The 24,439-nt window shown below is 69.1% G+C and carries 22 protein-coding genes and 1 pseudogene; 16 read left to right on the forward strand and 7 right to left on the reverse strand.

Features of this window, described 5'->3' with window-relative positions; genetic code table 11:
• The 4 genes and pseudogenes from HMPREF3105_RS02750 to HMPREF3105_RS02765 form a co-directional block, all read left to right on the forward strand.
• Window positions 1-417: pseudogene (locus tag HMPREF3105_RS02750) on the forward strand (glutathione-dependent formaldehyde dehydrogenase); the annotation flags it as partial.
• On the forward strand, window positions 414-1,445 hold the full coding sequence (locus tag HMPREF3105_RS02755) for an NAD-dependent epimerase/dehydratase family protein (protein WP_070708728.1): 1,032 nt from the start codon (window positions 414-416) through the stop codon (window positions 1,443-1,445). The pseudogene HMPREF3105_RS02750 and the gene HMPREF3105_RS02755, both read left to right, overlap by 4 nt.
• A 5-nt stretch (window positions 1,446-1,450) precedes the next feature.
• Complete coding sequence (locus HMPREF3105_RS02760; RefSeq protein ID WP_036315883.1) at window positions 1,451-1,945, forward strand: transglycosylase SLT domain-containing protein; 495 nt, start codon at window positions 1,451-1,453, stop codon at window positions 1,943-1,945.
• Window positions 1,942-2,973 carry a cation diffusion facilitator family transporter gene (locus tag HMPREF3105_RS02765; protein ID WP_070708729.1) on the forward strand — a complete coding sequence of 344 codons (1,032 nt, stop codon included), beginning with the start codon at window positions 1,942-1,944 and terminating at the stop codon, window positions 2,971-2,973. The genes HMPREF3105_RS02760 and HMPREF3105_RS02765 overlap by 4 nt, the downstream gene beginning before the upstream one ends.
• 8 nt (window positions 2,974-2,981) lie before the next feature.
• On the opposite strand, the gene HMPREF3105_RS02770 is transcribed toward HMPREF3105_RS02765, so the two are convergent.
• Window positions 2,982-3,512 (reverse strand): hypothetical protein, encoded by a 531-nt coding sequence (locus HMPREF3105_RS02770; RefSeq protein ID WP_070708730.1) that lies wholly within the window; start codon window positions 3,510-3,512, stop codon window positions 2,982-2,984.
• Between the two features lie 408 nt (window positions 3,513-3,920).
• Between HMPREF3105_RS02770 and HMPREF3105_RS02775 the strand changes: the two genes are divergently transcribed.
• From HMPREF3105_RS02775 to HMPREF3105_RS02825, 11 genes are all read left to right on the forward strand, one after another.
• On the forward strand, window positions 3,921-5,807 hold the full coding sequence (locus HMPREF3105_RS02775) for a polysaccharide biosynthesis protein (RefSeq protein WP_246830325.1): 1,887 nt from the start codon (window positions 3,921-3,923) through the stop codon (window positions 5,805-5,807).
• Window positions 5,804-6,952, forward strand: a complete 1,149-nt coding sequence (locus HMPREF3105_RS02780; RefSeq protein ID WP_070708731.1) for a DegT/DnrJ/EryC1/StrS family aminotransferase — start codon at window positions 5,804-5,806, stop codon at window positions 6,950-6,952. The genes HMPREF3105_RS02775 and HMPREF3105_RS02780 overlap by 4 nt, the downstream gene beginning before the upstream one ends.
• The gene (locus HMPREF3105_RS02785) at window positions 6,949-7,983 is read left to right on the forward strand and encodes an ATP-grasp domain-containing protein (protein ID WP_070708732.1); all 1,035 of its coding nucleotides are present in this window, start codon (window positions 6,949-6,951) and stop codon (window positions 7,981-7,983) included. Before HMPREF3105_RS02780 ends, HMPREF3105_RS02785 begins: the two co-directional genes overlap by 4 nt.
• Window positions 7,970-8,827 (forward strand): sugar transferase, encoded by an 858-nt coding sequence (locus HMPREF3105_RS02790; protein WP_168167985.1) that lies wholly within the window; start codon window positions 7,970-7,972, stop codon window positions 8,825-8,827. Before HMPREF3105_RS02785 ends, HMPREF3105_RS02790 begins: the two co-directional genes overlap by 14 nt.
• 2 nt (window positions 8,828-8,829) lie before the next feature.
• Window positions 8,830-10,140 (forward strand): ATP-binding protein, encoded by a 1,311-nt coding sequence (locus tag HMPREF3105_RS02795; RefSeq protein ID WP_070708734.1) that lies wholly within the window; start codon window positions 8,830-8,832, stop codon window positions 10,138-10,140.
• A gap of 31 nt (window positions 10,141-10,171) precedes the next feature.
• Window positions 10,172-11,137 carry an NAD-dependent epimerase/dehydratase family protein gene (locus HMPREF3105_RS02800; RefSeq protein ID WP_060973702.1) on the forward strand — a complete coding sequence of 322 codons (966 nt, stop codon included), beginning with the start codon at window positions 10,172-10,174 and terminating at the stop codon, window positions 11,135-11,137.
• The gene (locus HMPREF3105_RS02805; protein WP_060973701.1) at window positions 11,134-12,378 is read left to right on the forward strand and encodes a glycosyltransferase; all 1,245 of its coding nucleotides are present in this window, start codon (window positions 11,134-11,136) and stop codon (window positions 12,376-12,378) included. The genes HMPREF3105_RS02800 and HMPREF3105_RS02805 overlap by 4 nt, the downstream gene beginning before the upstream one ends.
• Window positions 12,375-13,763: an oligosaccharide flippase family protein gene (locus HMPREF3105_RS02810; RefSeq protein WP_256375201.1), complete on the forward strand. Its 1,389-nt coding sequence runs from the start codon at window positions 12,375-12,377 to the stop codon at window positions 13,761-13,763. The genes HMPREF3105_RS02805 and HMPREF3105_RS02810 overlap by 4 nt, the downstream gene beginning before the upstream one ends.
• Complete coding sequence (locus HMPREF3105_RS02815; protein WP_060973700.1) at window positions 13,760-15,271, forward strand: O-antigen polysaccharide polymerase Wzy family protein; 1,512 nt, start codon at window positions 13,760-13,762, stop codon at window positions 15,269-15,271. The genes HMPREF3105_RS02810 and HMPREF3105_RS02815 overlap by 4 nt, the downstream gene beginning before the upstream one ends.
• 12 nt (window positions 15,272-15,283) lie before the next feature.
• Window positions 15,284-15,850, forward strand: a complete 567-nt coding sequence (locus tag HMPREF3105_RS02820; RefSeq protein WP_083325279.1) for an acyltransferase — start codon at window positions 15,284-15,286, stop codon at window positions 15,848-15,850.
• Window positions 15,851-15,965: 115 nt separating this feature from the next.
• Window positions 15,966-17,354, forward strand: a complete 1,389-nt coding sequence (locus tag HMPREF3105_RS02825) for an APC family permease (protein WP_168167986.1) — start codon at window positions 15,966-15,968, stop codon at window positions 17,352-17,354.
• A 126-nt stretch (window positions 17,355-17,480) separates the two neighbouring features.
• Here HMPREF3105_RS02825 and HMPREF3105_RS02830 read toward each other — a convergent pair whose 3' ends face one another.
• Both HMPREF3105_RS02830 and HMPREF3105_RS02835 read right to left on the reverse strand, forming a co-directional pair.
• Window positions 17,481-18,803: a phenylacetate--CoA ligase family protein gene (locus tag HMPREF3105_RS02830; RefSeq protein ID WP_141762417.1), complete on the reverse strand. Its 1,323-nt coding sequence runs from the start codon at window positions 18,801-18,803 to the stop codon at window positions 17,481-17,483.
• Window positions 18,804-18,889: 86 nt separating this feature from the next.
• Window positions 18,890-20,233 carry a tyrosine-protein kinase domain-containing protein gene (locus HMPREF3105_RS02835; protein ID WP_070708737.1) on the reverse strand — a complete coding sequence of 448 codons (1,344 nt, stop codon included), beginning with the start codon at window positions 20,231-20,233 and terminating at the stop codon, window positions 18,890-18,892.
• Between the two features lie 295 nt (window positions 20,234-20,528).
• Here HMPREF3105_RS02835 and HMPREF3105_RS12590 point away from each other — a divergent pair, with 295 nt between their 5' ends.
• A complete protein-coding gene (locus tag HMPREF3105_RS12590; RefSeq protein ID WP_081097712.1) occupies window positions 20,529-21,110 on the forward strand; it encodes an arsenate reductase/protein-tyrosine-phosphatase family protein in 582 nt (193 codons plus the stop codon).
• 48 nt (window positions 21,111-21,158) lie between these two features.
• On the opposite strand, the gene galE is transcribed toward HMPREF3105_RS12590, so the two are convergent.
• The 4 genes from galE to tsaB form a co-directional block, all read right to left on the reverse strand.
• On the reverse strand, window positions 21,159-22,208 hold the full coding sequence (gene galE / locus HMPREF3105_RS02845) for a UDP-glucose 4-epimerase GalE (RefSeq protein ID WP_060973693.1): 1,050 nt from the start codon (window positions 22,206-22,208) through the stop codon (window positions 21,159-21,161).
• Window positions 22,209-22,259: 51 nt separating this feature from the next.
• Window positions 22,260-23,351 carry a tRNA (adenosine(37)-N6)-threonylcarbamoyltransferase complex transferase subunit TsaD gene (tsaD, locus tag HMPREF3105_RS02850; protein ID WP_070708738.1) on the reverse strand — a complete coding sequence of 364 codons (1,092 nt, stop codon included), beginning with the start codon at window positions 23,349-23,351 and terminating at the stop codon, window positions 22,260-22,262.
• Window positions 23,352-23,377: 26 nt separating this feature from the next.
• Window positions 23,378-23,965, reverse strand: a complete 588-nt coding sequence (locus HMPREF3105_RS02855) for a GNAT family N-acetyltransferase (RefSeq protein WP_070708739.1) — start codon at window positions 23,963-23,965, stop codon at window positions 23,378-23,380.
• Window positions 23,962-24,439: tRNA (adenosine(37)-N6)-threonylcarbamoyltransferase complex dimerization subunit type 1 TsaB (tsaB, locus tag HMPREF3105_RS02860; protein WP_070708740.1), on the reverse strand; the 478-nt coding region annotated here is incomplete at its 5' end. The genes tsaB and HMPREF3105_RS02855, both read right to left, overlap by 4 nt.

The following is a 24,439-nucleotide window of genomic DNA, read 5'->3' on the forward strand; positions in this document are numbered from 1 at the left end:
ATGGAGGCGCACGCCTCCCCGGCGGGGCATGCGGCCCACACCGCCGTGGGCCTGCTGCCCGACGCGCTCGGCCGGGCGGCCATGAAGACCGCCGGCGTCGACCGCCTGAGCGCCCTCCACACCGCGATCGACGCGGTCCGGCGCGGCGGCACGGTGTCGCTCTCCGGGGTCTACGGCGGCATGAAGGACCCGATGCCGATGCTCACCCTGTTCGACAAGCAGGTCACCCTGACGATGGGCCAGTGCAACGTCCGTCGCTGGGTGGACGACCTGCTGCCCCTGCTCGACGACCCGTCCGATCCCCTCGGCGTGCTCGACCTGGCCACGCACACCGCCCCGCTCGAGGACGCGCCCGCCCTCTATGAGACGTTCCAGAAGAAGGAGGACGGCTGCATCAAGGTGGTCCTGAAGCCGTGAGGATCGTCGTCCTGGGCGCGACGGGCAACGTCGGCACCGCTGTCCTGCACCGTCTCCAGGCCGCGGCCGAGGTGAGCTCGATCGTGGGCGTGAGCCGGCGCGGCCCGGACCGGTCCGGGGCGCCCTACGACGGCGTCGAGTGGCACCGCCTGGACGTGGCGGAGCCCACGGCGGCGGGGCGGCTGCGCGAGATCGTGGCCGGCGCCGACGCCGTCGTCGACCTGGTGTGGGTGATCCGCCCCAACCGCGACCGCGACCACCTGCGCGCCGTCAACGTGGCCGGCAACGAGCGGGTGTTCCGGGCCGTGGCCGAGGCGGGCGTGCCCCACCTGGTCTACGCGTCCTCGGTGGGCGCGTACGGGCCCGGGCCGAAGGGCCGCGCCGTGCCCGAGTCCCATCCCACCACCGGGGTCCCCACCTCGCACTACGCCGCGCAGAAGGCCGAGGTCGAATCGATCCTCGACCGCGTGCAGGCCGAGCACCCCGAGCTGCTCGTGACCCGGCTGCGCCCCGGGCTGATCTTCCAGTCCGCCGCCGGGCCCGAGATCAAGGACTACTTCCTGGGAGACCTCGTCCCCGCCCGTCTGGTCGCCCGCCTGCGCACTCCGGTGCTCCCGTTCCCGCGGGGCCTGCGATTCCAGGCGCTCACGGCCCAGGACGTGGCGGACGCGTACTGGCACGTGATCGCCCACCGGGCGGGCGGCGCCTTCAATGTGGCCGCCGACCCCGTGCTGGACGCGCACACCATGGGCACCGTCCTCGGGGCGCGCCGCATCCTGGAGCTGCCCGTGGGCCTGTTCCGCGCGGCCGCGGCGCTGAGCTACCGGGCACGGCTGCAGCCCACCGACCCGGGGTGGGTGGACATGGCCGCAGCGGTGCCCATCATGGACACCACGGCCCTGCGCGCCGCGACCGGTTGGTCCGAGACCACCGACGCCCGGGAGGCGGTCCGCCTCGTGCTCGACCATCTCGACGGTGCCGAAGGTCTGGGCAACGCCGGGCACCGCTCGCACTCGCCCACGGAATGAGGGCGATGACCTTCACCCGCCGGGCCGCCCTGACGGGCCTGCTCGGGGGCGCCGCCCTCGGGTTCACCGCCTGCACCTCCTCCGGCTACCCCGCCGACCCGGACGGCACCCTGGACCGCGTCACGGGCGGGGTGCTGCGCGCCGGCGTCGTGCACCACCCGCCCCACGTGGACGCCTCGGGCGCCGAGCCCGTCGGCCCCGAGCCCGACCTGATCCGCGGGTTCGCGGCGGCGCACGACGCACGCGTCGAGTGGACCGTGGCCGGGGAGGAGGCGCTCATGACCGCGCTGGAGAAGGGCGACGTGGACCTGGTGGCCGGCGGCCTGACGTCGGCGTCCCCGTGGACGTCGCACGCGAGCATCACCCGCGACTACGCCGAGGCGCAGGGTCCGGACGGCGAGCCGGTGAAGCTCGTGATGGCCGTGCCCCTGGGTGAGAATCAGATGCTCACGGCCCTCGAGGCGTACTTCGACCAGCGCGCAGCGGAGGAGGCCCGATGACGCGGCAGGACACCCGGGAGACGGGGCCGAGCGGGCGCCGGTTCGGCGCCACGGAGCTGCCCCCGGAGATCGAGCGCGTGGTCCAGCAGGCCAAGCGGCTCGAATGGGCGACGCTGGGGGTGATCGTGGTCACGATCGTCCTCGTGGCGATCGTGATGGGCTCCTCGCAGGCCATGCGGGCCGCGTGGATCGAGGACCTGCTCTCCCTGATCCCGCCGATCGCGTTCCTCGTCGCCCTGCGCGTGGCCCGCATGGCCCCGACGCGGGCCCGGCCCTACGGCTCTCACCGGTCCGTCGGGGTGGGGCACCTCGTGGCCGCCGTCGCCCTGTCCGTGATGGGCGTGGTCCTCGTCGGCGACTCCCTCCTGGGCCTGGTGACGGCGGAGCACCCGCCCATCGGCACGTTCGACCTGTTCGGGCACACCGTGTGGCAGGGCTGGTTCATGATGGCCGTGATGGCCCTGTCCGTGCCCGGGCCCATGATCCTCGGCCACAAGAAGCTCACGCTGGCCGAGCAGCTCCACGACCGCGTGCTGTACGCGGACGCGGACATGAACAAGGCGGACTGGCAGACGGGCGTGGCGACCATCGTCGGCGTGGCCGGCATCGGCCTGGGCTGGTGGTGGGCGGACTCCGCTGCGGCGATCTTCGTGGGCGTGAGCATCGTGCTGGACGGCTGGAAGAACCTCAAGGAGGCCGTCACGAACCTGGCGGATCGCCGCGCCGCCACGATCGACGGCGCCCGGCCGCACCCGCTCATCGACCGTGCCGAGCGGGTCGCCTGGGCGGAGCCGTGGGTGCGCCATGCGGGCGCCCGCGTCCGGGACGAGGGCCACGTGTTCCACGTCGAGATGTTCGTGGTGCCGCACGAGGGGGCGGACGTGACGGTGGGCCGCTGCTGCGCGCTGCGGGACGCGATCGCCGCCCTGGACTGGAAGCTGCAGGACGTCGTCGTCGCCCCGGTGGACGAGCTGCCCGCCGAGGTGCACGGCGGTCGGTCCGGGGAGCATCAGACGGGCGAGGAATAGCCCGGGCCTCAGCCGGCCAGGAACCGGCCCTCGAGGGTGGCGGAGGTGATGCGCTGGACCTCGCGCTGCTGGTCGCCGGTCCTCTGGCGCAGGGCGTGCATCTCGGCGGCGTCGACCGCCGGCAGGTGCGGCGCGAGCTGTTCGAGGACGTGCCACATCGCGGACTTGGCCTGGAGCGTGCCCTGCAGCAGGTCCAGTTCGATCTGCGTCCAGCCGGAGCCGCGCGTGCGCAGCGCGTTCACGGGGTTGAGACGTCCGCCGACCTCGGCCGCCGCGCCGGCGGCCCGGTCCACCAGCGGGGTGCGGAGACCCAGTTCGCCGATGAGCGCCTCGAGGCGGTCCTGGTCGTCCTGGACGGCGTCGCCGAGGCGGCGCAGCGCGGCCTCCTGCGGGGTGCCGGCCCAGGTCTGCTCGGCGGCGCGGAACGCCTTCACACCGGAGCGGGAGCCGAGCAGGTGCTGATTGAGGAAGTCCTCCAGCATCTGCTCGTCCACGGCGGCGGAGATGGACTCGGGGCGGGGGTGTTCATGGTCGGTCATGGGCCCTGTCTACGGAGCCCCCGGTCCGACGGCAAGGGCTGACCTGCCGGGCGGCTCCTGTCTGCGCGCCGCTGGGGAGGTCGTGGCTGATCCGGTGCATCCGAGGGACGCCGCAGCCCAGGTTCGGCCGAGCGACCATGGGCAAACCGGCGGCCTCTCGCGGGGCGCGGTCGGGCGGAGCCCGCAGTGGCTCCCAGCGGGACGACCCGCCTCCAGGAGGCACGACGGGCTTGACTTATGCCTCGATCTTCGGCTGAGCCTCCCAGCAGTGATGCGGAGTCCGCAGCTTCGTGGCCGCATGGTCAAGGAAGGGATGGTGTGACCGGCCCGCCACCGTCCGAAGACCGACTCCTGCTGATGTACTCGAGCTACTGCCCCTGCAAACAGGCCTTATGATGTGCACGCTCCATGCCCCACGACGAAAGCATGTGCATGATGAATGTGAGTGCCCCGGCACCAACGCGCCCGCAGCTTCCACCCCTAGCGCGACACGCGTTGCTGATCATCTGGGACGGCATGTCGTGGATCCTGGCGCTGCTGGCCTTCCTGGTGGTCCGCTACGACTTCGGACTGTCACCCATGCAGTGGAACTGGGTGATCGCGTTCACCCTCATCGCGGTGGTGCTCCAGTGTGCCGCGGGCCTGGTCACCCAGGTCTACCTCGGACGCCACCGAGTGGGCAGCTTCTCGGACGCCGGGTGGACGGCTGTGATCGTCTGCGTCATCGCACTGACCATCGGCCTCGCCCTGAGCATGGTGGCCCCCGCCTTCCCCCGCGGCGTGGCGTTGACCATGCCGCCGTTGGCCCTGGTGATCATGCTGGCCGGCCGTTTCCTCGCGCGCAATGTGGCGGCGGGCCGGCCTCGAGCTGCGACGGAGGCTTCCGTGCCTGCGATCGTCTACGGCGCCGGCAACGCCGGTCATCAGGTCTCACAGTTGATGCGCCAAGCTGAAGAGCCTCCCTACCGCATCGTGGGGTTCCTGGATGACGACAAGGGCAAGTCCCGGCTGCGGATCCACGGCCTTGGGGTGCGCGGCAGGGGCAAGGATCTGGCCGGGGTCGCCGCTGAGCTGGGCGCCGAGGCTGTGATCTACGCAATCTCCAACGCCGACGCCGACCACGTCGAGTGGGTCAGCCGCATGTGCACCGAGGAAGGGCTAGACCTCGTCGTCGTGCCGCCGCTGCGCGAGATGGTCGGCGGGAAGGTAACCCTCGGGTCCCTGCGCCATCTGAGCGTGACTGACCTGTTGGGCCGACGGCCCATCTCCACGGACATCTCCGCTATCTCGGATTACGTCTCGGGCAAGGTCGTGCTGGTCACCGGCGCCGGCGGTTCCATCGGCTCAGAGCTGGCCGTCCAGCTGCACCGTCTCGGTCCGGCCAAACTCCTCCTGCTGGATCGAGACGAGTCCGCCCTGCACGGCGTGCAGCTGGACATCTACGGCAACGGTCTCCTGGACACGGACGACATCATCCTCTGCGACATCCGTGACGAGCAGGCGTTGCAGGCCGTCTTCGAGCACCACCGGCCACAGGTCGTCTTCCACGCCGCCGCGCTGAAGCACCTGCCCATGCTCGAGCGATTCCCCTTGGAAGGGTGGCGCACCAATGTCTTGGGCACGCGCAACGTCCTGCAGGCCGCCCACTCGGTCGGTGTGCAGCGCTTCGTGAACGTCTCCACGGACAAGGCCGCCGCGCCGACCAGTGTGCTCGGCGCCACCAAGCGCCTGGCCGAGCGCCTGACCGCCTGGTACGCGACCACGTATGACCTGCCATACCTCTCAGTGCGCTTCGGCAACGTCCTCGGCTCCCGAGGATCGGTGCTGATCTCCTTCCGGAATCAGATAGAAAAGGGCGGCCCGGTCACCGTCACCCACCCGGACGTGACCCGCTATTTCATGACCATTCCCGAGGCCTGCGAGCTCGTGCTCCAGGCCGGCGCGATCGGCAATCCCGGCGAGGTCCTGGTGCTGGACATGGGCCAGCCCGTGAAGATCCTGGACGTGGCCAAGCGGATGATTGCCGAGTCCGGGCAGAACATCGACATCCACTTCACCGGCCTGCGTCCTGGCGAGAAGATGCATGAGGTGCTGTTCAGCAATGCCGAGGCGAAGGCAACCAGCCAGCATCCGATGATCAGCGAGGTGCAGGTCCCCGACCTCGATCCGACCGTGGTGGCAGAGCTGCCCTCAGATCGAGAGTCGATCCTGGCCATGATCGACGATGAGCCGTCCGTCGGACCCGCCGACGATGCCCAGACCGCAGGACTCGACCAGTCAGGAGCACGCCCGTGACCGACCGCATCTTCCTCTCGTCCCCAGATGTCACGCAGGCCGAAGAGGACGCCCTCGTCCGAGCCTTCCGGTCGAACTGGATCGCGCCCCTGGGCCCCGAAGTGGACGCCCTCGAATCCGAGCTGGCGGAATACACCGGACGCTCCCACGCAGTCGTTCTGTCCTCGGGGACGGCGGCTCTCCACCTGGGACTGCTCAACCTCGGGGTTGGTCCCGGCGATCTGGTGCCGACGTCATCGCTGACGTTTGCTGCGACGGCCAACGCCATCACCTACACCGGTGCCGAGCCGGTGTTCGTCGACGCTGACGAGTCCGGCAACATGAACCCCGCCCTGCTCGAGCAGGCCCTGACCACCCTCCGCAGAGAGGGCCATGAGATCAAGGCGGTGGTCCCCGTCGACCTGCTCGGCAAGACCGCCGATCACGCCACCATCGGGCGGATCGCCGCTGATCACGGCGCCGTCGTGCTGTCCGACGCCGCTGAGTCCCTCGGCGCGACCCGAGACGGGAAGCAGTCGGCTGCCTACGGGGTGGCCGCTGCGGTGTCGTTCAACGGGAACAAGATCATGACCACCTCGGGCGGTGGCGCCCTGCTCACCGACGACGAGGAGATGGCTGCACGCACCCGCTACCTCGCGACCCAGGCCCGCCAGCCGGTCGTCCACTACGAGCACACCGACATCGGTTACAACTATCGCCTCTCCAACATCCTCGCCGCATTGGGCCGGGCGCAACTGAACCGGCTCGAGGAGATGATCGAGCGCCGTCGAGCGTTGCGGATCCGGTACCGCGAGCTGTTCGCCGCGGTGCCCGGTGTCGAGATGTTCGGCGAGCCGTCCGGCGTCGACGGCGGTCCCACGCGCGACAACTTCTGGCTCTCCTCCATCCTGGTGGACCCGGGCACGGCAGGGTTCACCGCCGAGGATCTGCGCGTCCACCTAGCCGGGCAGGACATCGAAGCCCGACCGCTGTGGAAGCCCATGCATCTCCAGCCGGTCTTCGCTGGGCGCCGCGCGTTCACGGACGGCACCGGCGAGCGGCTGTTCACCACCGGGCTGTCGCTTCCCAGCGGTTCTGTGCTCGACGAATCCAGCATCGGTCGTGTCGTGGAGTCGATCACCTCGTTCCTGGAGAGCCGAGCATGAGGATCCTTCTCTCCTCCGTGGGCAGAAGGCCCTACCTGGTGCGCTGGTTCCGCGACGCCCTGAAGTCGAACGGCGTGGATGGCGCAGTCCTCGCGGCGGACGTCGACGCCAACGCCCCGTCACGGCCGTTTGCCGACGGCTTCGTCTCGGCGCCGAAGGTGGTGGACCCCGGCTATGCGTCATGGCTCCGCCAGACCCTCGTCGAGCACGACATCGACCTGGCCGTCTCGATCAATGACTTCGAGATCTCGACTTGGGCGACCCTTCCCGAGGACCGCGCCTGGGCACCGCTCGTACGCCTCGACGCCGACACCCAACGCCTGGTCGAGGACAAGTTCGCCACCAGCCAGGCCCTCGTCAAGGCCGGCGTGCCCTCTCCGGTGACGTGGCTGGGCACCGCTCCCCCCTCAGCCGAGGAGGCGGCCGGGCCGTTCGTGACCAAGGGCCGTTATGGCAGCGCATCGCGTGGGCTGCGGTTCATCGACCGGGCCGGACTCGTCGGGGCGCTCGAGGAGGCGTCCGGCGAGGTCACAACTCGCCAAGGGGTGCCCGCACTGCAGCAAGGCGAGGTCCCGCCTGCGGAACTGATCGTGATCCAGGAGCGGATCGACGGCGTCGAGTACGGCCTTGATGTGGTCTGTGACTTGGAGGGCCGCTATGCCGGCGTCCTGGCGCGACGCAAAATCGCCATGCGCAGCGGCGAGACAGACCGCGCCGTTTCCGTCGACGCGGCCCCCTTCGAGTCCATCGCTCGAGGCATCGCTGAGGCGATCCCCCACCCGGGAACGATCGACGTGGACGTGTTCGTGGATGCCTCCGGTGACATCTATGTGATCGACATCAACCCCCGATTCGGCGGCGGCTACCCGTTCTCGCACATGGCCGGCGCTCGCGTGCCGGAATGTTACGTGGCCTGGACGCTCGGCAAGGAGCTCGATCCCGCATGGCTGCGCTGCCGGTCGGACGTCGTCGCCGGCAAGTTCGTCGAGATCGCAGCCACGAGCGAAGGAGGCACCGGTGCTGACGCCTGATTCCCCCTACCAGGAGCGTTTCGCCGCGCTCAACCAGAAGTTGCGCTGGGAGGTCGCGGACGAACTGCGGCGGGCGAACCTCGCGCGGGTCGACGAGCTGCACCCCCCGGCCACGCCGCGGGACTCGTTCTACACCCGGCACGGCAAGCGAGCCCTCGACGTCGCCGTCTCCGGGGCGGCCTTGCTGCTGAGCTCGCCCCTGGTCGGCGCGCTGTGCCTGGTGACGCTCAAGGACCTGGGCCGGCCGGTGCTGTTCACACAGGAGCGCCCCGGTCAGCACGGGAAGATGTTCCGGATGGTCAAGCTGCGCACCATGCGAGAGGCCTACGACGACCAGGGCAGGCCCTTGCTCGGCGAGTTGCGCGTGACGAAGGCCGGGCGGCTGATCCGGCGGGCTTCTCTGGACGAGCTCCTGAACTTCTGGAACATCTTCAAGGGTGACATGTCTCTGATCGGCCCGCGCCCGCTGGTGCCCGAGTACGTGGAGCGCTTCAGTCGACGCCACCGCCAGCGCATGGCGGTCAAGCCGGGCCTGGAGTGCCCTCCCCCACGTCCGCCGAAGGGCCCGGTCACCTACAATGACCAGTTCGAGAACGATTGCTGGTACGTGGAGAACGTCTCGCTCAAGACCGATGCCTGGATGATCTGGCGCGTCCTGCAGACCGCCCTGGACCGGCGCCAGAACAAGGCACGCGGATCCTCCACGCGCGGCTCCTTCATGGGATACGACGCCGATGGCACGGTGATCACCACCGTCGCCCTGCCGGACTGGGCCCTCAACGCGGTGCTCGAGCGCCACGGCCTGTTGACGTCGAACTCCGCGGACGCTCGGCAGGGGGTGTGACCATGGATCTGGACGCCAGGCCGTTGGCCGGCAGAAAGTTGCTGCTGCTGGATGGCTCCCGCAAGTCCATCGAGATAGTGGACGAGGCGCATCGCCTCGGCGTCCACGTGATCGTGACCGACTACAACACCCCGGAGCAGTCTCCCGCCAAGCTCGCCGCAGACCAGCACTTCCAGGTGAGCACCAGCGACGTCGACGCAGTCGTCGAGCTCATCCGCCGAGAGGGTGTCGACGGTGTGCTTGCGGGTTTCTCCGACCGTTGGCTGGCCACCTACGCGGAGATCTGCGCAGCGGCGCAGGTGCCGTGCTACGCCACCGTGGACCAGATCCGGCTGTTCACGGACAAAAAGCGCTACAAGGCCATGCTCGAGCAGTTCGGGGTGCCCACCATCACCGGGTACTCCGTGGAGGACGCCACCTCGGGAACGATTCCGAAGGAGGCGTTCCCGCTGATCGTCAAGCCTGCCGACGGCAGCGGCTCCCGCGGGATCAGCGTGGTGGCATCGCAGTCCGAACTCCAGAGCGGCCTCGACGTGGCCCTGGATTACTCCTGGACACAGGATCTTGTCATCGAACGGTTCCTGCCCGGCCCGGAGGCGACCGTCTACTGGGTGTTCCAGGACGGTGACTGCCGGGTCTCGCTGATGTGGCACCGGCATATGCACGACTTCGGCCCGCAGGACCGGTACCGCTTGCCGGTGGCGTACTCTTCGCCGAGTTCGCTGTTGCCGACGTACCTGGCGGACGTGGCGCCGTCCGTCCAGGCGATGATGCGCTCTGCCGGGGTGCGAAACGGCATCATGTTCATGCAGGGGCTGATCCACGAGGGTGTGTTCCACACCTATGACATCGGCTATCGGGTGACGCCGACCCAGGAGTACCGCGTCGTGGAGGAGCTGTGCGGGTACAACCCGCTGTCCATGCTGATCCATTTCGCCCTCACCGGCACGATGGGCGAGCCCGATCTGGCGGCTCTAGCCGAGCCGCGACATCACGGGTACGGGTTCAACATCTCCACATTGATCCGTCCGGGGACGGTCGGCTCCGTGATGGGCCTTGACGACGTCGCCGCCCTGCCAGGCATCCTGTCCACCGTGGCGGCTATCGACGCCGGTGAGACGTTGCCGGAGGAGGGCTGGGGCCAGTTGCGGCAGGTGGCGGTGCGGACCGTCGGCGTCGCGGACTCCCTGGACTCTCTGCGTCAGACGATGCGCCGGGTCGACGAGCTGATCGACGTCCGGGACGCGGACGGCGCATCCATGGTGATCCACCCGGACATGCCGCCGCGGGACTTGGACGCATGTGTCCTGTGAGCGGGCCGCAGACGACGAAGGACGGAGAGACATGCGCTTTGTGGTGACCGGGGCCGGTGGGTTCCTCGGCAGCAGCGTGGTGCGCGAGCTGCTCACGGAGACGGATCACGACGTCGTCGCGGTCAGCTCGCAGACGGACGGCGAGCTGGCAGCGCAGCTGGAGCGCGCCCCCTACCCCCCGTTGCGGCGCTTCCCGCAGGTCCACCCGCGGACGCGGCTCCTCGAGGCGGGCTTCCTGCGCGACGCCGACGTCGTCATCAACTGTGCGTTCCCCTGGAACCGTGGCGGCCGGGCGATGGCCGACGGGCTGGAGTACCTGACCCGGCTGTTCCGGTCGGCCCACGCCGTCGACCTGCACAGCTTCGTGAACGTCTCCTCCCAGAGCGTCTACTCCCAGGCCCGCACCGAGCCGGCCGACGAGGGCAGTCCGATCGAGTGCGACACGCCCTATTCCACCGGCAAGTACGCGATGGAGCTCGCCGCCGAGCTGGTCCTGGCACCGCAGGTGTTGGTGAATGCGCGGATGTCCAGCCTGATCGGCCCCGGGTACGACGTGCGCATCGTCAATCGCTTCATCGCCCGGTTTCTGGCCGATGAGCCGGTTTCGATCCAGGGCGGGGACCAGGTGTTCGACTTCATGGACGTCCGTGACGCCGCTCGGGCGTTGATCGCCGTGGCCCTGGCCGGCCCCCCGGAGGGCTCTACGGCCCTCAACATCGGCAGTGGTGCCCCCCGGACACTTCGGGACATCGCCGAGACCGTCGCGGACGTCGTCCGGACGCACACGGAGCACGAGCCGCGCATCGACTGGGAACCCTCCGCCGGTGACGACCGCACCCTCGGGCTGGACTCCGGACTGCTGCGTCGGGAGTACAACTTCGCCCCCCGTCACACCCTCGAGGACTCGGCCCTGAACATTCTTCAGGCGATGACCACTCCTCAGGTCACGTCGGCGCGGGAGACCCCCACCGGTCCCGATACGGGAGGCCGCCGATGACCCGCCGCCTGTTGCTCTTCGCCAACTCCTTCCCCTACGGGAAGCAGGAACCGTACCTGATGCGGGAATGCCACTACCTGGACGCCTTCGACGAGGTCTACATCTTCTCGCTGTCGATCCGCAAACATCAGAGGGATCTTCGGCGGGACCTCCCGCTCGAGCAGGTGACGGTCGTCCCCGTCCCGTTCAAGTCCCCCCTGTTCTACGCCGCTGTCTCGCCCAGGGCTCTGGTGTCCCGCGCCTTCATGACTGAGCTTCGCCAGCTCCTCAGAGACCGTCGCTTCACCGTGGCGCGAGCCGTTCAGGCACTGTCCCAGTTCAGCCGCGCCGAACACGAGGCGTCCGTGATCGGACGCTTCATCCGTGACAACATCACACCGAGCGCCTCCGACGAAACCGTCTTCTACGCCTACCGCTTCCTCTACCAGCCGTACCTGATGAGCAGACTGGCAGCGAAGTTCCCGTCGAGCCGACGGATCGGGCGTGCCCACGGCATCGATCTCTTCGAAGAGCGCCAGCCCACGGATTACCTGCCGGGCCGCGAGATCAACCTGCGAGCTCTCGACGAACTGCACAGCGTGTCACAGGCCGGGGCCGAGTACCTCCGCGCGCGGCATCCGGATTTCGTGGCGAAGATCAAGGTGTCCTACCTCGGGACCGAGGACCATGGGGTCCGCCCGCCGCGTTCCTCGTCTCAGGTGCTCCGGCTCGTCTCCTGTTCCGAAGTGGCACCCGTCAAGCGACTCGAACTCCTCGTGGAGGCACTGAGGGAGGTCTCGGACACCGTCCAGGTCGAATGGAGTCACTACGGGGATGGCCCGGACATGGACCGGGTGCGCGCCATGGCCTCGACCCTGCCGGGCCACGTCTCCGCCACCTTCCACGGCTGGACCCGCAACGACGCGATCCTGGAGGCCTACCGCTCCGGACGGCACGACGTGTTCATCAATGTCAGCAGCTCTGAGGGACTGCCAGTGTCCATCATGGAGAGCAGTTCCTGCGGGCTCCCCACCATCGCCACGGATGTCGGCGGCACCGGGGAGATCGTCTCCGACGGCGTGAACGGCCGGCTCATCTCAGCCAATCCGATGCCGCGGGAGATCGCGGACGCAGTCGAGGAGTTCGCCCGGATGACTCCCGATGCCTTCGCCCGTCGGTCGGCGGCTGCCCGGGAGACGTGGAGCACGCACTTCGACTCCGACCGGAACTATCGGCAGTTCGTCGGGAAGATGCTGTCGTGACTCGTCGACCCCGGCCACTGCGAACGCCTCGACCAGACCAGGAAGGAACTCCGCGTCCCGCGGCGTCCTTACTCCAGCGTGCCCGGCGGAAGGCCGTCGGCGACGGCAGGCTCTTGCGCCAGGTCCTCACCGTGCTGTCCGGGACGACGATGGCCCAGCTGATCACGATCGTCGGCATGATCCCGTTGGCGCGCCTCTATTCGCCCACAGACTTCGGACTGTTCGCGATCGCCCAGTCGATCGTGCTCGCCGGGACGATGGTCGCGGCGCTGCGCTATGACATCGCCATCGTCCTTCCCGAGAGCCAGTCGGCCGCGCGCACCGTCCACCGGCTGGCCTCCCGGATCATCCTGGTGACCTGCGTCGTCCTCGCCGTCATCCTGCTGCTGGCCCATCGGCTGGTCAGCGAGCACTATGAGAACCCGTCGTTCGGCATCTGGCTCACCGTGACCGCGCTCATCGTCTACGCGATGGCGCAGATCATGAACACGCAGGGCTGGCTGATCCGGATGAAACAGTTCGGCCTCATCGCACAGAACCGGATGCTTGCGGCAGCGCTCATGCTGACGGCTCAGCTGGTCTGCGCACCCCTGGTGGGGGGATTCGAGGGGCTGCTGATCGGCATGCTCGTCGGGCAGGTCGTGACCCTCATCATCCTGAACCGGCGGGTTCCGGAGCTGCGCACCTCGCTCCCGGTGGACGCCCCCGCGATCCGGGAGATGGCGGTGCGCTACAAGAAGATGCCGTTGCTCAATGCACCCAACGTCCTGGTGGACGCCGTCCGGGACGCCGGGATTAACATCCTCATCGGCAACATCGCCCTGGGCGGCCTCGGGCAGTACTCCTTGGCGAACAAGGCGACGAATGCGCCGGTCTACCTGATCCGCGGCGCCATCGCCCAGGTGTTCCTGCCGCTCATGGCCCGCGCCCGTCCCGGTGAGCTGACGCCGCTTGTGAAGCGACTGCTCATCCGCCTGGGCTTCGTCGCCACCCCGGTGTTCCTGGTCTTCTACTGGCTGGCGCCCTGGCTGTTCCCCGTGCTCCTGGGAGACCAGTGGGGCCAGGCGGGCCTGATCGCCCAGGCATTGATGCCGTGGCTCTTCATGAACACCTTCACCTCGCCGCTGGCCAACGTGTACGTCACCACGGAGCGTCAGGGATGGCTGTTCGGTTTCGCCGTGGTGTACGCGGCCGCGCCGTTGATCTTCCTGACGACCAGCACGCTCCCGCTGCTCCCCCGGGTGCAGGTCATGGCGTGGATCATGGCCGCGGCCCTGATGTGCATGCTCGTCATGACCCTGGCCATCACCCGTCAGTTCGACCGCCGCGTTCAGCCAGCCGAGGTCGCCTCGGACGTGGCACGGCCGACGAAGGAGCACCCGTGAAGAGCGTCCGGAACCCTGTACCTCCCGCCACCCCCGGCGGTGCCGGACTCTTGATCGTCCCGCTCGCGGTGGCGGTCTTGGTGCTCGCTGCGGTCGTGCTCATCGATCCGCAGATGCGGGCGTGGTCCATACCGGTGAGCCTCTGGATCGTGGCGGTCGGCTTCGCATCCGCTCGGATCCGCGACCGCATCATGCTGCTGGCCCTGCTGGCGACGTACGCCTTCTTCCTGCTGGGCAAGCCCATCATGATGGGCTATTTCGGCTATGACGGCCTCGGCTGGTCTGCGGAGGTCGAGGACCACCTGATTCTCACGCTGTCCCTGGGTCTGCTCGGCATCGTCGCCGGGTATCTCCTGTACCCCCGGGCGATCGTCGCCCTCCTCGCCCGCCGTCGCCGACGGGCACGATCGGCCGAGCGCGAGGAGGCCCGGCGGCAGTTCGGAGAACGCTTCGCCTCCGCAGCGGAGCTCGCGTACTGGGCGACCCTGCCCTTCGCGCTCGCCCATCTGGTCACCAACGTCCGCACGGCCAGCCAGGCCGGCTACACGGGCCTCTACGTCAGCGGGCAGAGTGGCTTCGCCTCCGTCACCGCCTATGGCAACTTCGCCAACACCGTCGCCTTCTGTGTCTTCTTGTCCGCCCTCGCGTCGAGACGGCGAACCTGGGTCGTGCTGACCACCGCTTTCACCGTGCAGGCCCTGATCATGGTCACCGGCGACCGCGGCGACTTCGGCACCTTCCTGTTGATGGTCTTCGCCTACCTGGTGTATCGCGCCCGTCATCAGGACACGACGCTGATCCCGCTGCGCCGGCTGATGCTGATCGGAAGCGCGGCGGTGATCGTTCTGGTCCCCGTCTTCCTCCTGGTCGGGGCGAACCGAGACGGCGCCGAGGGAAGCGACACCCTGTCCGGATTCCTCTACGGACAGGGCTCCAGTCTCAACGTCATCGAGTACGGTCTCCTCTACGAGTCACGGCTGCCGGAGGGCCACTACCTCATGACATTCGCCAGCCAGGGAATCCTCCGGCTGATCTTGGGGGGAGACGGCGGACTCGCCGGCAACACCGTGGAGTACGCGCAGTCCGGCACCTCCCTGAGTCACTCGCTGTCCTACATCACCCTGGGGGACCTCTACCTCACCGGACGCGGGGTGGGCTCGTCTTTCCTCGCCGAGGGGTTCGCGGACTACGGTTACGCTGGCGTCCTTCTGGTCGCGGTGTCCTACGGACTGCTGGTGGCCTGGATCGACGCCTTCGTCCCCGGTTCGGTGCTGGCCAACACCATGCGCCTGCTCAGCATCCCCGCCATCGTGTTCGCACCTCGTGGCAGCGCCTCCGGTTTCCTCGCCGACGTGCTGTCCCCGGTCACCTTGGCCGTCCTGATGGGCACCTGGCTCGTCGCGCTCCTGCTCAAAGACCGCCGGCGTGAAGGGGCTCAACGCGTCACGCCGCGGGTCGTCGCGCCGGCGCGCGTCGGGCGACTACCCCATCTGACTCCGGAGAGATAGGGCCACATCACCATGTCCAAGCTCCGCATGCTCTCCCGAATGCTCAGGAAGGGCCGGTTCATGTTCATCATCAGCGGCGGTGACCGAGCCCGGTACATGAGCAGGAAGGGCCTCGTCCGCGGGATGGGCGAGAACGTGTGGTTCCAGCCGCGCGCCCTGCCCTACGATCCCAACCTGATCCGCTTTCACAACAACATCGTCGTCGCCTCCGGCGTGACCTTCGTGGCGCACGACGTCATCAATCTCATGATCGGCAGGAAGAACGGCGTCCGACTTCCCGTCAATGAAGACTGCATCGAGGTGCTGGACGACGTGTTCATCGGCTCCGGGTCCGTGATCCTGCCCGGCGTGCGCATCGGCCCGCGTGCGATCATCGCCGCCGGGTCTGTGGTGACCAAGGACGTGCCGCCGGACTCCATCGTCGGGGGCGTTCCGGCCAAGCGGCTGGGCGAGTTCTCTGACCTGGAGGCACAGCGCCTGGCGGACGCGGGACGCTTCGACGGCATGACACGCGCCCTGATCGACGACGTGCTCTGGGAGCGCTTCGACGCCGCACGCGAATCTGCGGTCACCCGCTGACCCGCTCCCCCGCCTCAGAGCCGACCAGACGAGGAACCTCATGACCGCCCATCCCCCACCGGCTCCGGCCGGGACATCTCCACGCGCACTCCGCCGCAGGCTCACTCCCGCCTGGGTGTTCGCCCTCGCGATCGGCTCGGAGGGGGGGTGGGGGGCCTTCGTCCTGCCCTTCGACTGGTTGCAAGGCGCCGGGCTCGCCGGGGTGGTCCTGGGCTTCGGCGTCGCCACCGTGCTCATCCTCGTGGTCGGTCTGGTGTACGCGACCGCCATCCGAGCCCTTCCCCGCACCGGCGGCGGCGTGCTCTTCGCACTCTTCTCGGCCGGACGGATCCCCGGATTCATCGCCGGCTGGTCCTTGGCCCTGGGGTACACCGGGATCGTCGCCATGAACGCCTCAGCGGTCACCCTGATCTTCCGTGTGACCTTCCCGGGTCTCCTCTCCCACGGCAAGCTCTTCGACGTCGCAGGTTGGGATGTCTACCTTGCGGAGGTCCTGGTCTCGATCCTGTTCATCTGGGTCTTCGCCCTGTTGAACATGAAGGGGGTGGAGTTCTCCGGACGGTTCCAATTCTGGGCGGCCGTGACCATGCTCACCTGCATCGCCGTCCTCGGAGTGTCAGCCGTGTACGCCTTCCTGACCCAGGACATCGAGCTGCCGGCAGCCGTTCCCCCGGGCCAGTCGCTGCTGACCAGCGTCTTCGTCATCCTCGCGATCGCGCCGTGGGCTTTCATCGGGTTCGACACCGTCCCGCAGATGGCCGGGGAATTCGGCTTCGCCCCGCGCAAGGTCGTCGGGCTGATGGTGACGGGCATCGTCACCGCAGCAATGGTGTACGTCCTCATGTCTCTGGTGACGGCGATCGCGGTGTCCTCTCGGGCCGCAGACTACAGTGACAGCGCCTGGCCGCCGGCGGAGGCACTCACGGACCTGTTGGGCCCCACGGCCATGGTTCTGGTGGTGGTGGCGGTCTCCGCGGGCGTGCTGACCGGGCTGAACGGATTCATCGCGGCATCCTCGCGGGTGCTGTACACCATGGGCGAAGCGAAGATGATCCCACCGGCCTTCCGCTCGCTGTCTCGGACCTCCGGCACCCCGGTGTTCTCCATCCTGGTCATCGCCACACTGTGCTCGGCGACCCCGTGGTTCGGCAGGGCCGCCTTGAGCTGGCTCGTGGACATGACCTCGGCCGGCATCACCGTCGCATACTTCTTCGCCTCGATCTTCGTCATCTCCCTCGCCTCCGGCAGGATCCGGTCGGCGGAAGCGATGGCTCCCTCCGCCGGACTGAAGATCCTGGGCATGGCCGGCGCCCTGATCGCTGTCCTGTTCCTCTTGTTGTTGCTCGTCCCGTCATCCCCCGGGGCATTGGGCACCGAGTCGCTCTTCGCGCTGATTGTCTGGGCCGTCCTGGGCGGTGCGCTGCTGGGCTTGAGTTGGTCGCGCTTCAGGACGACGGACATCGAGGCGCTCCACCGGGAGTACACGGACGCCGAACCGCAGTGACAGGCCCCAGGTGAGCTGTGCGCACGGCTTCCATGGCCACCTGTGAAAGGGCCGGCACGGGGAGGACATCCCCGTGCCGGCCATGTTCTTGGGCCCCGAGAGGGCGACGACGGCGCGCTCCCGTCGTCAGCGGCCCCCCTCCGCAAGGGCCGACGGGTCGTCGATGTCACTGACGAAGAACTTGCGCTTGCCCGACGCCAGCACCGGCATCTCGTCGACGTACTCGAAGCGGCACTCGACAACGTCACCGACCCGCTCGTCCAGGGCACGGCGCAGGGTGCCCTCGATCTCTGCCGACGGCTCTGCGTTCAGGAGCCATGTGAACCGCCCGATGTCGTGCTGGCGCAGCTGGAACTGGCGGAGCTCCGAGATCTGCGCGGCAGGGCCCCAGATCGCCAGAGCGTGGAGCTTTCTCGGCGCCGCAGCGGTGCCTCCCACCAGCACATCCAGTCGACGACCGTGCAGGTCGACGATCGTGTTCCGGACGGCCCGACCCTGGTCGTCGACCTTGAATCGCGCCATGTCACCCGTGTCGTAGCGCAGCAGAGGCATGGCCAGGTTATGCAGATCGCTCACGACAAGGCGACCCAGCTCCCCCGCTGCGGCAGGCTCGTCGGTGTCCTCCTGGAGGATCTCCACGTGATACGAACTGGTGTCGAACTTGTAGGCGCTCCAGTCGTCTCGGTCTGAGATGCTCATGGCTCCCATCTCCATGCTGGAGTACCGGGCATAGGCCTGGACGCCGAAGAGGCGACGTGCCGCCGCGAAGAAGTACGGAGTCGGTGCCTCCGCTGCGGAGATCAGGGTGCGGACATTGCCCGGGGCGAACCGCGCGCCTTCGGCTTCGAGGGTGCGCATGACCATTTCCAGGTACGACGGGTAGCCCAGGAACATGACGTCTTTGCGCTTCTGCACCCAAGCCTTCAGCGGCGCGATGTCCGCGGGGTCGAAACGGTCCGCATGCGCTGGGTAGTGTTCACGCAGGATCTGCACCGCACGGCTCCTGGCCGAGATGCGGCCCCACTGGCGCGCCCGCACGATGGGGGCGAACGGGTCGGCGCCGGCGTACGTGAGCGATGCCGCCACCCCGGCCTGGTTGCGTCGGGCACGGGAACGGTCCAGGTAGACCGTCAACGGAATGCCAGTCGACCCGGACGTCGTCCGCGACACGAGCTGGCTGCGGTCCACTCCTGCGCGGAGGAAATCCTCGATTCCGCTCTTGACCATCAGTTTGTCCACCACGGGCAGATCCTCGAGGGACGAGGCCTGAGCGGAGTGGCGGTTGTAGAACGGCACGTTCCGCACGGCGTGTTCGACGATCCGGTCGATGAGTTGCGGCTCCGCGGCGCCCGCCGGCTGTTCGAGAGCGGCGAGGATCTCGGACTCGATGTCGTCGAACGAGCCCTTGGTCAGGGCTCGGGCCGCCATTCTACGCAGTGCAGACTTCATGGATGATCCTCCACTTCAAAGGGCTGGGACGGGGCCTCCGGCAGGGTGCAGAGAGCGCCGCTCCCGCGTGGGAGGAGGCCTGCGCCTCAGCGATAGTACTGGGAGTATCCGTCGATCTGCGACACGGGAACGTCGTTGAGCACGACGCCGTAGACGGACGCGTCGGCCGCCTCGAGGATCGACAGCGCCTCAGTGAGCTGGTTCTGGCGCGCGACCCCCGCGCGTGCCACCACGACGGCGCCGCCGGCCTGGTGGCTGAGGACTGCCGCGTCGGTCACGGGCAACAGCGGTGGGGCATCGAGGATGACGTACTCGAAGTGCGCCTCGACGAGAGCGAGAAGTTCCGCCATGGCCTCCGACCCCAGCAGCTCGGACGGATTCGGAGGAACCGTTCCGGCGGTGAGGACCGACAGGTCGTCCACGGACAGCAGCACGTCGTTGAGGTCGGCTCGGCCGGTCAGCACATCGGACAGGCCCAGCTCGTCGTCCAGGCCCAGCCTGGCGCCCACCTGCGGGCGGCGCAGATCCGCATCAACCAGCAGGACCCGGGCGCCGGTCTCGGCCAGAACCTTGGCCAGATTCGTCGAGGTCTCGGTCTTGCCCTCACCCTGCACGGACGACGTGACGACGATGGAGGAACGTCGTTCACCGCCGAGAGCGACGAAGCCCACGGCGGTGCGCAGCTTCCGATACGACTCGTCGCTGGCCCAGGCTGTGCCTCGGGCGGGAGCGGCTTCGTCCTTGGCCCGGTCCGACCCCTTGTGATGGACCACGGAGGCCAGGACCGGCGCATCGGTGATTTCCTCGAGGTCATCCCGTGTACGGATACGAGAGTCAAGCAGGCGCCGCACCAGCGCCTGGCCCAGACCGAGGACGACGCCGGCGATCAATCCCAGGGCGATGTTCACCACGGGACGCGGTGACACCGGTCGGGACGATTCAGACGCCGGCTCCACCACCGTGACGGTGACGATCTCGTCCCCGTCAGGACCGGTGGGCACGACGTCGCTGGTGACGTTCTTGAGGCTCGCCGTGATCGCGTTGGCGATCTCGGCGGCACGTCCGGCGTTCGTGTCCGTGACCGTGACATCCACGATGGAGGTGCCGGCGGGAGCCGACACCGAGACGCGACTCCGCAAGGCCTGTGGTGTCACGTCCAGGCCCAATTCATCGATGACTGGGTCGAGGACGAGGGCACTGTCGGCGAGGGCGACGAAGGAGGAGACCTGCCGCTCGGCGTAAAGGGCGCCCGAGGACAACTCACCGGCTGAGGCCGCCGTGTCCACCGCGATGAGCGCCGACGATGTGGAGCTGTACTTCGGCGTCTGCAAGAACGTGAACACGAGAGCCGCGCCCACGCATACCGACAGCACGGTCAGAATGCTGCGCCAGTACTTGCGGAAGATCTGTAGGTATTGCTGAAGATCCATCACGTTCCCTCGATCGAGACTCCTATGAGGTTCGCCACGACATGGACCCACCTATGACAGCGTGATAATCGCGGTACCTGCCACCCATCGAGAACCTCACCGGTCAGCCGCGAGGCCTCCATCCCGCATGCGAGCTCGGCTCACCTTATCCCAGTTCCGGAACGGCGAAGTGATCCGTGGGGCACCCTGCGGCGCGATCATCCGATGAGGCGGAGACCACGCAGGTATCTTGTGTCCCGGGCCCTCCGGTGAGGAGCGTGCCCCGGCGCGTCCACGACGATGAGGAGCCAATCCGATGACACGATTTCAGTGGCAACCCGGCGGTGGAGACCGCCATGCGCTAGGGCACGAAGGCCCCTTCAAGGTCCTTTTCGTCTGCACGGCCAACATCTGTCGTTCCGCCTATGCCGACGTGACCAGCCGCGCGCGCGGCATCCAGGGCGTCGAGTTCGGATCGGCAGGAACACGCGCGCTCGTCGAACATCCCATTGATCCGCCCATGGCCGCAGAGGTCCACGCCGCTGGAGACCCGTCCCAGCACGTCGCACGCCAGCTCACCCGCGGCCTCCTGGAGGAGGCGGATCTCGTGCTGACCATGGGCCCAGACCACCGGCGATGGATCCTCGACGCCTGGCCCCAGCACGGGCGCAAGGTGCTGCTGCTGGGCCAGGCAGCGCGCATCATGTCAGACCTGCCCGCAGACCTGGAGTTGGACCGCCTTGTCGCACTCCTCTGGGCGCGTCGCTCCGCCGATCCGAGCGACGAAGTGCAGGATCCATACAAGCGAGGCCCCGAGGCCATGGCCACCGCTGCACGGCAGATCGATGCGGCCATGGACGTCATCGCACCCGCGCTGGAGCACATCGCCCAGCGCTGACGCGTCCCACAGCGAATGGCCGCGCGGCTCCGTGGGGCATCTTCCCCGTCAGGGCGCGTCCCCCGCGTAGCCCGAGGGATTGGCCTGCTGCCACGCCCAGAGATCACGCACCATGGCGTCGGTATCACGGCTCGCCCGCCACCCCACGGTCGCGGCGATGGCGTCCACCGACGCGCATGACGCAGCGATATCACCGGGTCGGCGCCCGACGACCTGGAACGGCACCGGGCGACCGGTCACGCGTTCGAAAGCCTGGATCATCTCGAAGACCGTGACCCCTTCCCCACGGCCGATGTTCCAGACCCGCACCCCGACCTCGTCCCCGGGCTGAGCGACCATCCATTCGAGGGTGGCCGCGTGGGCCTCCGCCAGGTCCATCACGTGGATGAAGTCCCGCACGGCACTGCCATCACGCGTGGCGAAGTCAGCGCCGAAGACGTTCAGCTGTTCGTACCGCTCACCGGCGACTCGCGCCACGAACGGCATCAGGTTGGCGGGGACGCCCTGCGGGTCCTCACCCAGACGACCCGAGGGGTGCGCGCCGACGGGGTTGAAGTAGCGAAGCACGGACACACCCATGTGACGCCCCGCCTCGTGCACGTGCCGGAGCACTTGCTCCGCCATGAGCTTGGAGTGCCCGTAGGGGGTGACCGGCGCAACAGCGGCGTCCTCCCCCACCGGGACCGGGGCTTCATCCCCGTACACCGTGGCGGACGACGAGAAGACGAAGGCGCGGGCACCAGCGGCGCCCGCGACCTCGGCGACGGCGGCAGTGCCGGCGACGTTCACGGTGTAATACGACGCCGGGTCGACGAGCGACTCCGTGGGCGACTTCAGTCCGGCGAAGTGGACGACGGCATCGGGAACGAATGCGACCACGGCCTCCCGATAGGACCTGGGCTCACGCACGTCCGCACGGTGGAACCCGAAACGCGGTCCTCCGAACGTCACACCGGCCAGCTCCGCCACTCGCTCTAGGGACACGATGGTGCTGGAGACCAGGCTGTCGAGCACCAGGACGTCGTGACCGGCGTCGAGCAGGACACTGACGGTGTGAGAACCGAGGAATCCGGCGCCGCCGGTGACAAGTACGCGCATGCGGCCGATTCTATCGGGCAGCCCGAGTGCCCTCGTCGTGCCGCCCCCGCGTCAGACGCTGACGATCTCGACCGGCTGTCCCGGGTCCGCGCCGAACCACGCGTCGGAGGGGGCGACGCCGTCGCGCACCAGGCGTGCGCCGAGCGCGGCGACCATCGCCCCGTTGTCGGTGCACAGGTTCACGGGCGGGACGGTCAGCTCGATGCCGGCGGAGCGGCACCGGTCGGCGAGCAGGGCGCGCAGGCGCGAGTTCGCCGCGACGCCGCCGCCGAGCATCAGGTGGGTGAGCCCGTGCTCGCGGCAGGCGCGGACGGCCTTGGCGGTGATCACGTCCGCGACGGCCTCCTGGAAGGAGGCGGCGATGTCCGCGCGCGGCACCTCGAGGCCGCGGGCCTCGAACTGCTCCACGGCGCGGGAGACGGCGGTCTTCAGCCCGGAGAAGGACCAGTCGTGTCGGTGCGGGCCGGGCTCCTCCGCGCTGCCGACGAACTTGCCCGCGGTGAGCCCGCGCGGGAAGCGGAAGGCCGTCGGGTCGCCCTGGGCGGCGAGCCGGTCGATCACGGGGCCCCCGGGGTAGCCCGCCCCGATGAGCCGGGCGACCTTGTCGTACGCCTCGCCGGCCGCGTCGTCGATGGTCGAGCCCAGCAGCTCGACCTCGGAGCTGATCCGGCCCACGCGCAGGATCTCGGTGTGCCCGCCGGAGACGAGCAGCGCGCCCAGGTCCGCGGGCAGGTCGTCCCACTGCGCGGGCCGCACGCCGTCCAGCATGCCGACGCCCACGTGCGCCACGAGGTGGTTGATGCCGTAGAGGGGCGTGCCGAGGGCCGTGGCCAGCGCCTTCGCCCCCGCGACCCCCACCATGAGGGCGCCCGCCAGACCCGGGCCGGAGGTGACGGCGATCGCGTCGAGGTCCGCGAGGGTGACGTCGGCGGTGTCCAGGGCGCGGCGGATCGTGGGCACGAGGGCCTCGAGGTGGGCGCGGGCGGCGATCTCCGGGATCACGCCGCCGAAGCGCACGTGCTCCTCGACGGAGGAGGCGACCTCGTGGGCCAGCAGGGCGGTGCCGCGGACGACGCCGACGCCGGTCTCGTCGCAGGAGGACTCGATGCCGAGCACGAGGGGGGCTGCGGTGGCGGTGGGCATGGGCTCCAGTCTAGTGAGCGGCCGGGTCACAGGGCCTTGCGCATGATCACGGCGTCCTCGCCGCCCGGGTAGTAGCGGCGGCGCACATGCAGCTCCTGGAATCCGTGGCGCGCGTAGAGCCGCCGGGCGGCGGCGTTGGAGGCCCGGACCTCGAGCATGAGGGCGCTCGCGCCGCGCACCGTGGCCTCCGCGGCCATCCAGCGCAGCTGGGCCGCGCCGATCCCCCTTCCCTGCGCCGCGGCGACGGTGCCCACGGTCTGCACGTCGGCGACGTCGCCGACCACCATGATCCCGCCGTAGCCGACGATCTCGCCGGGGGCGGGGCCGTCGTCGTCCGCGGAACCGGGCGCGGCCACGTCGCGGACGACCACGCGGTAGTCCCGGGTGGGCGGGCGGCCGTGCGCGTCCCGTCCGCCGGCGGGGCCGGTCTGGGCGAGCTCCTCCTCGTAGAAGTGCGCGGGCCAGGCGTCGAGCGGGAAGAGCGTGGCCTCGTGGGCGAGCACCTCGGGGACGTCCCACACGGTCATGGGGCGCAGAAGGTACCCGGGCGGCAGCCCGTGCTCATCCTCGACGGGGCGCCCGTCGCCGGCCGGGGCCGGCTCGGCCGGGCTCACGCGCCCGCCCGCTTGCGGGGGCCGGGGACCTTGGCGTCGGACTCGCGCAGGTAGAGCGGCTCGGCGGGCACGAGGCCGCGGCCGCGCCGCAGGGCGAGCTCGGCCACCTGCCCCACCCCGACGGCGGACGGCGTGGCCGTCTCCCAGCCCGGCACCGCGCGCAGCGCCTCGGGGTAGAGCCCGGCCCCCGCGCCGTAGACGGGCAGCGGAGTGACCTCGTCCGCGGGCGAGACGAAGGGACCGTGCAGCAGGGTCGGCTGCCCGCCGACCTGCGCGTAGTGGGCCCAGTAGACCTCGCGGCGGCGGGCGTCCGTGGCGACCACGAACTCCTCGATCCCGTGGCGGAAGGCGTCGACGCCGGCCGCGTGGGCGAGCGCGTCGAGACTGCGGACCCCGTGCACGGGCACGTCCCACGCCAGGCCGAGGGCGGCCGCCGTCGCCAGGCCCGCGCGCAGTCCCGTGAAGGGCCCGGGG

Origin of the sequence: Micrococcus sp. HMSC31B01, from assembly GCF_001816085.1 — a bacterium.
Classification (GTDB): domain Bacteria; phylum Actinomycetota; class Actinomycetes; order Actinomycetales; family Micrococcaceae; genus Micrococcus; species Micrococcus luteus.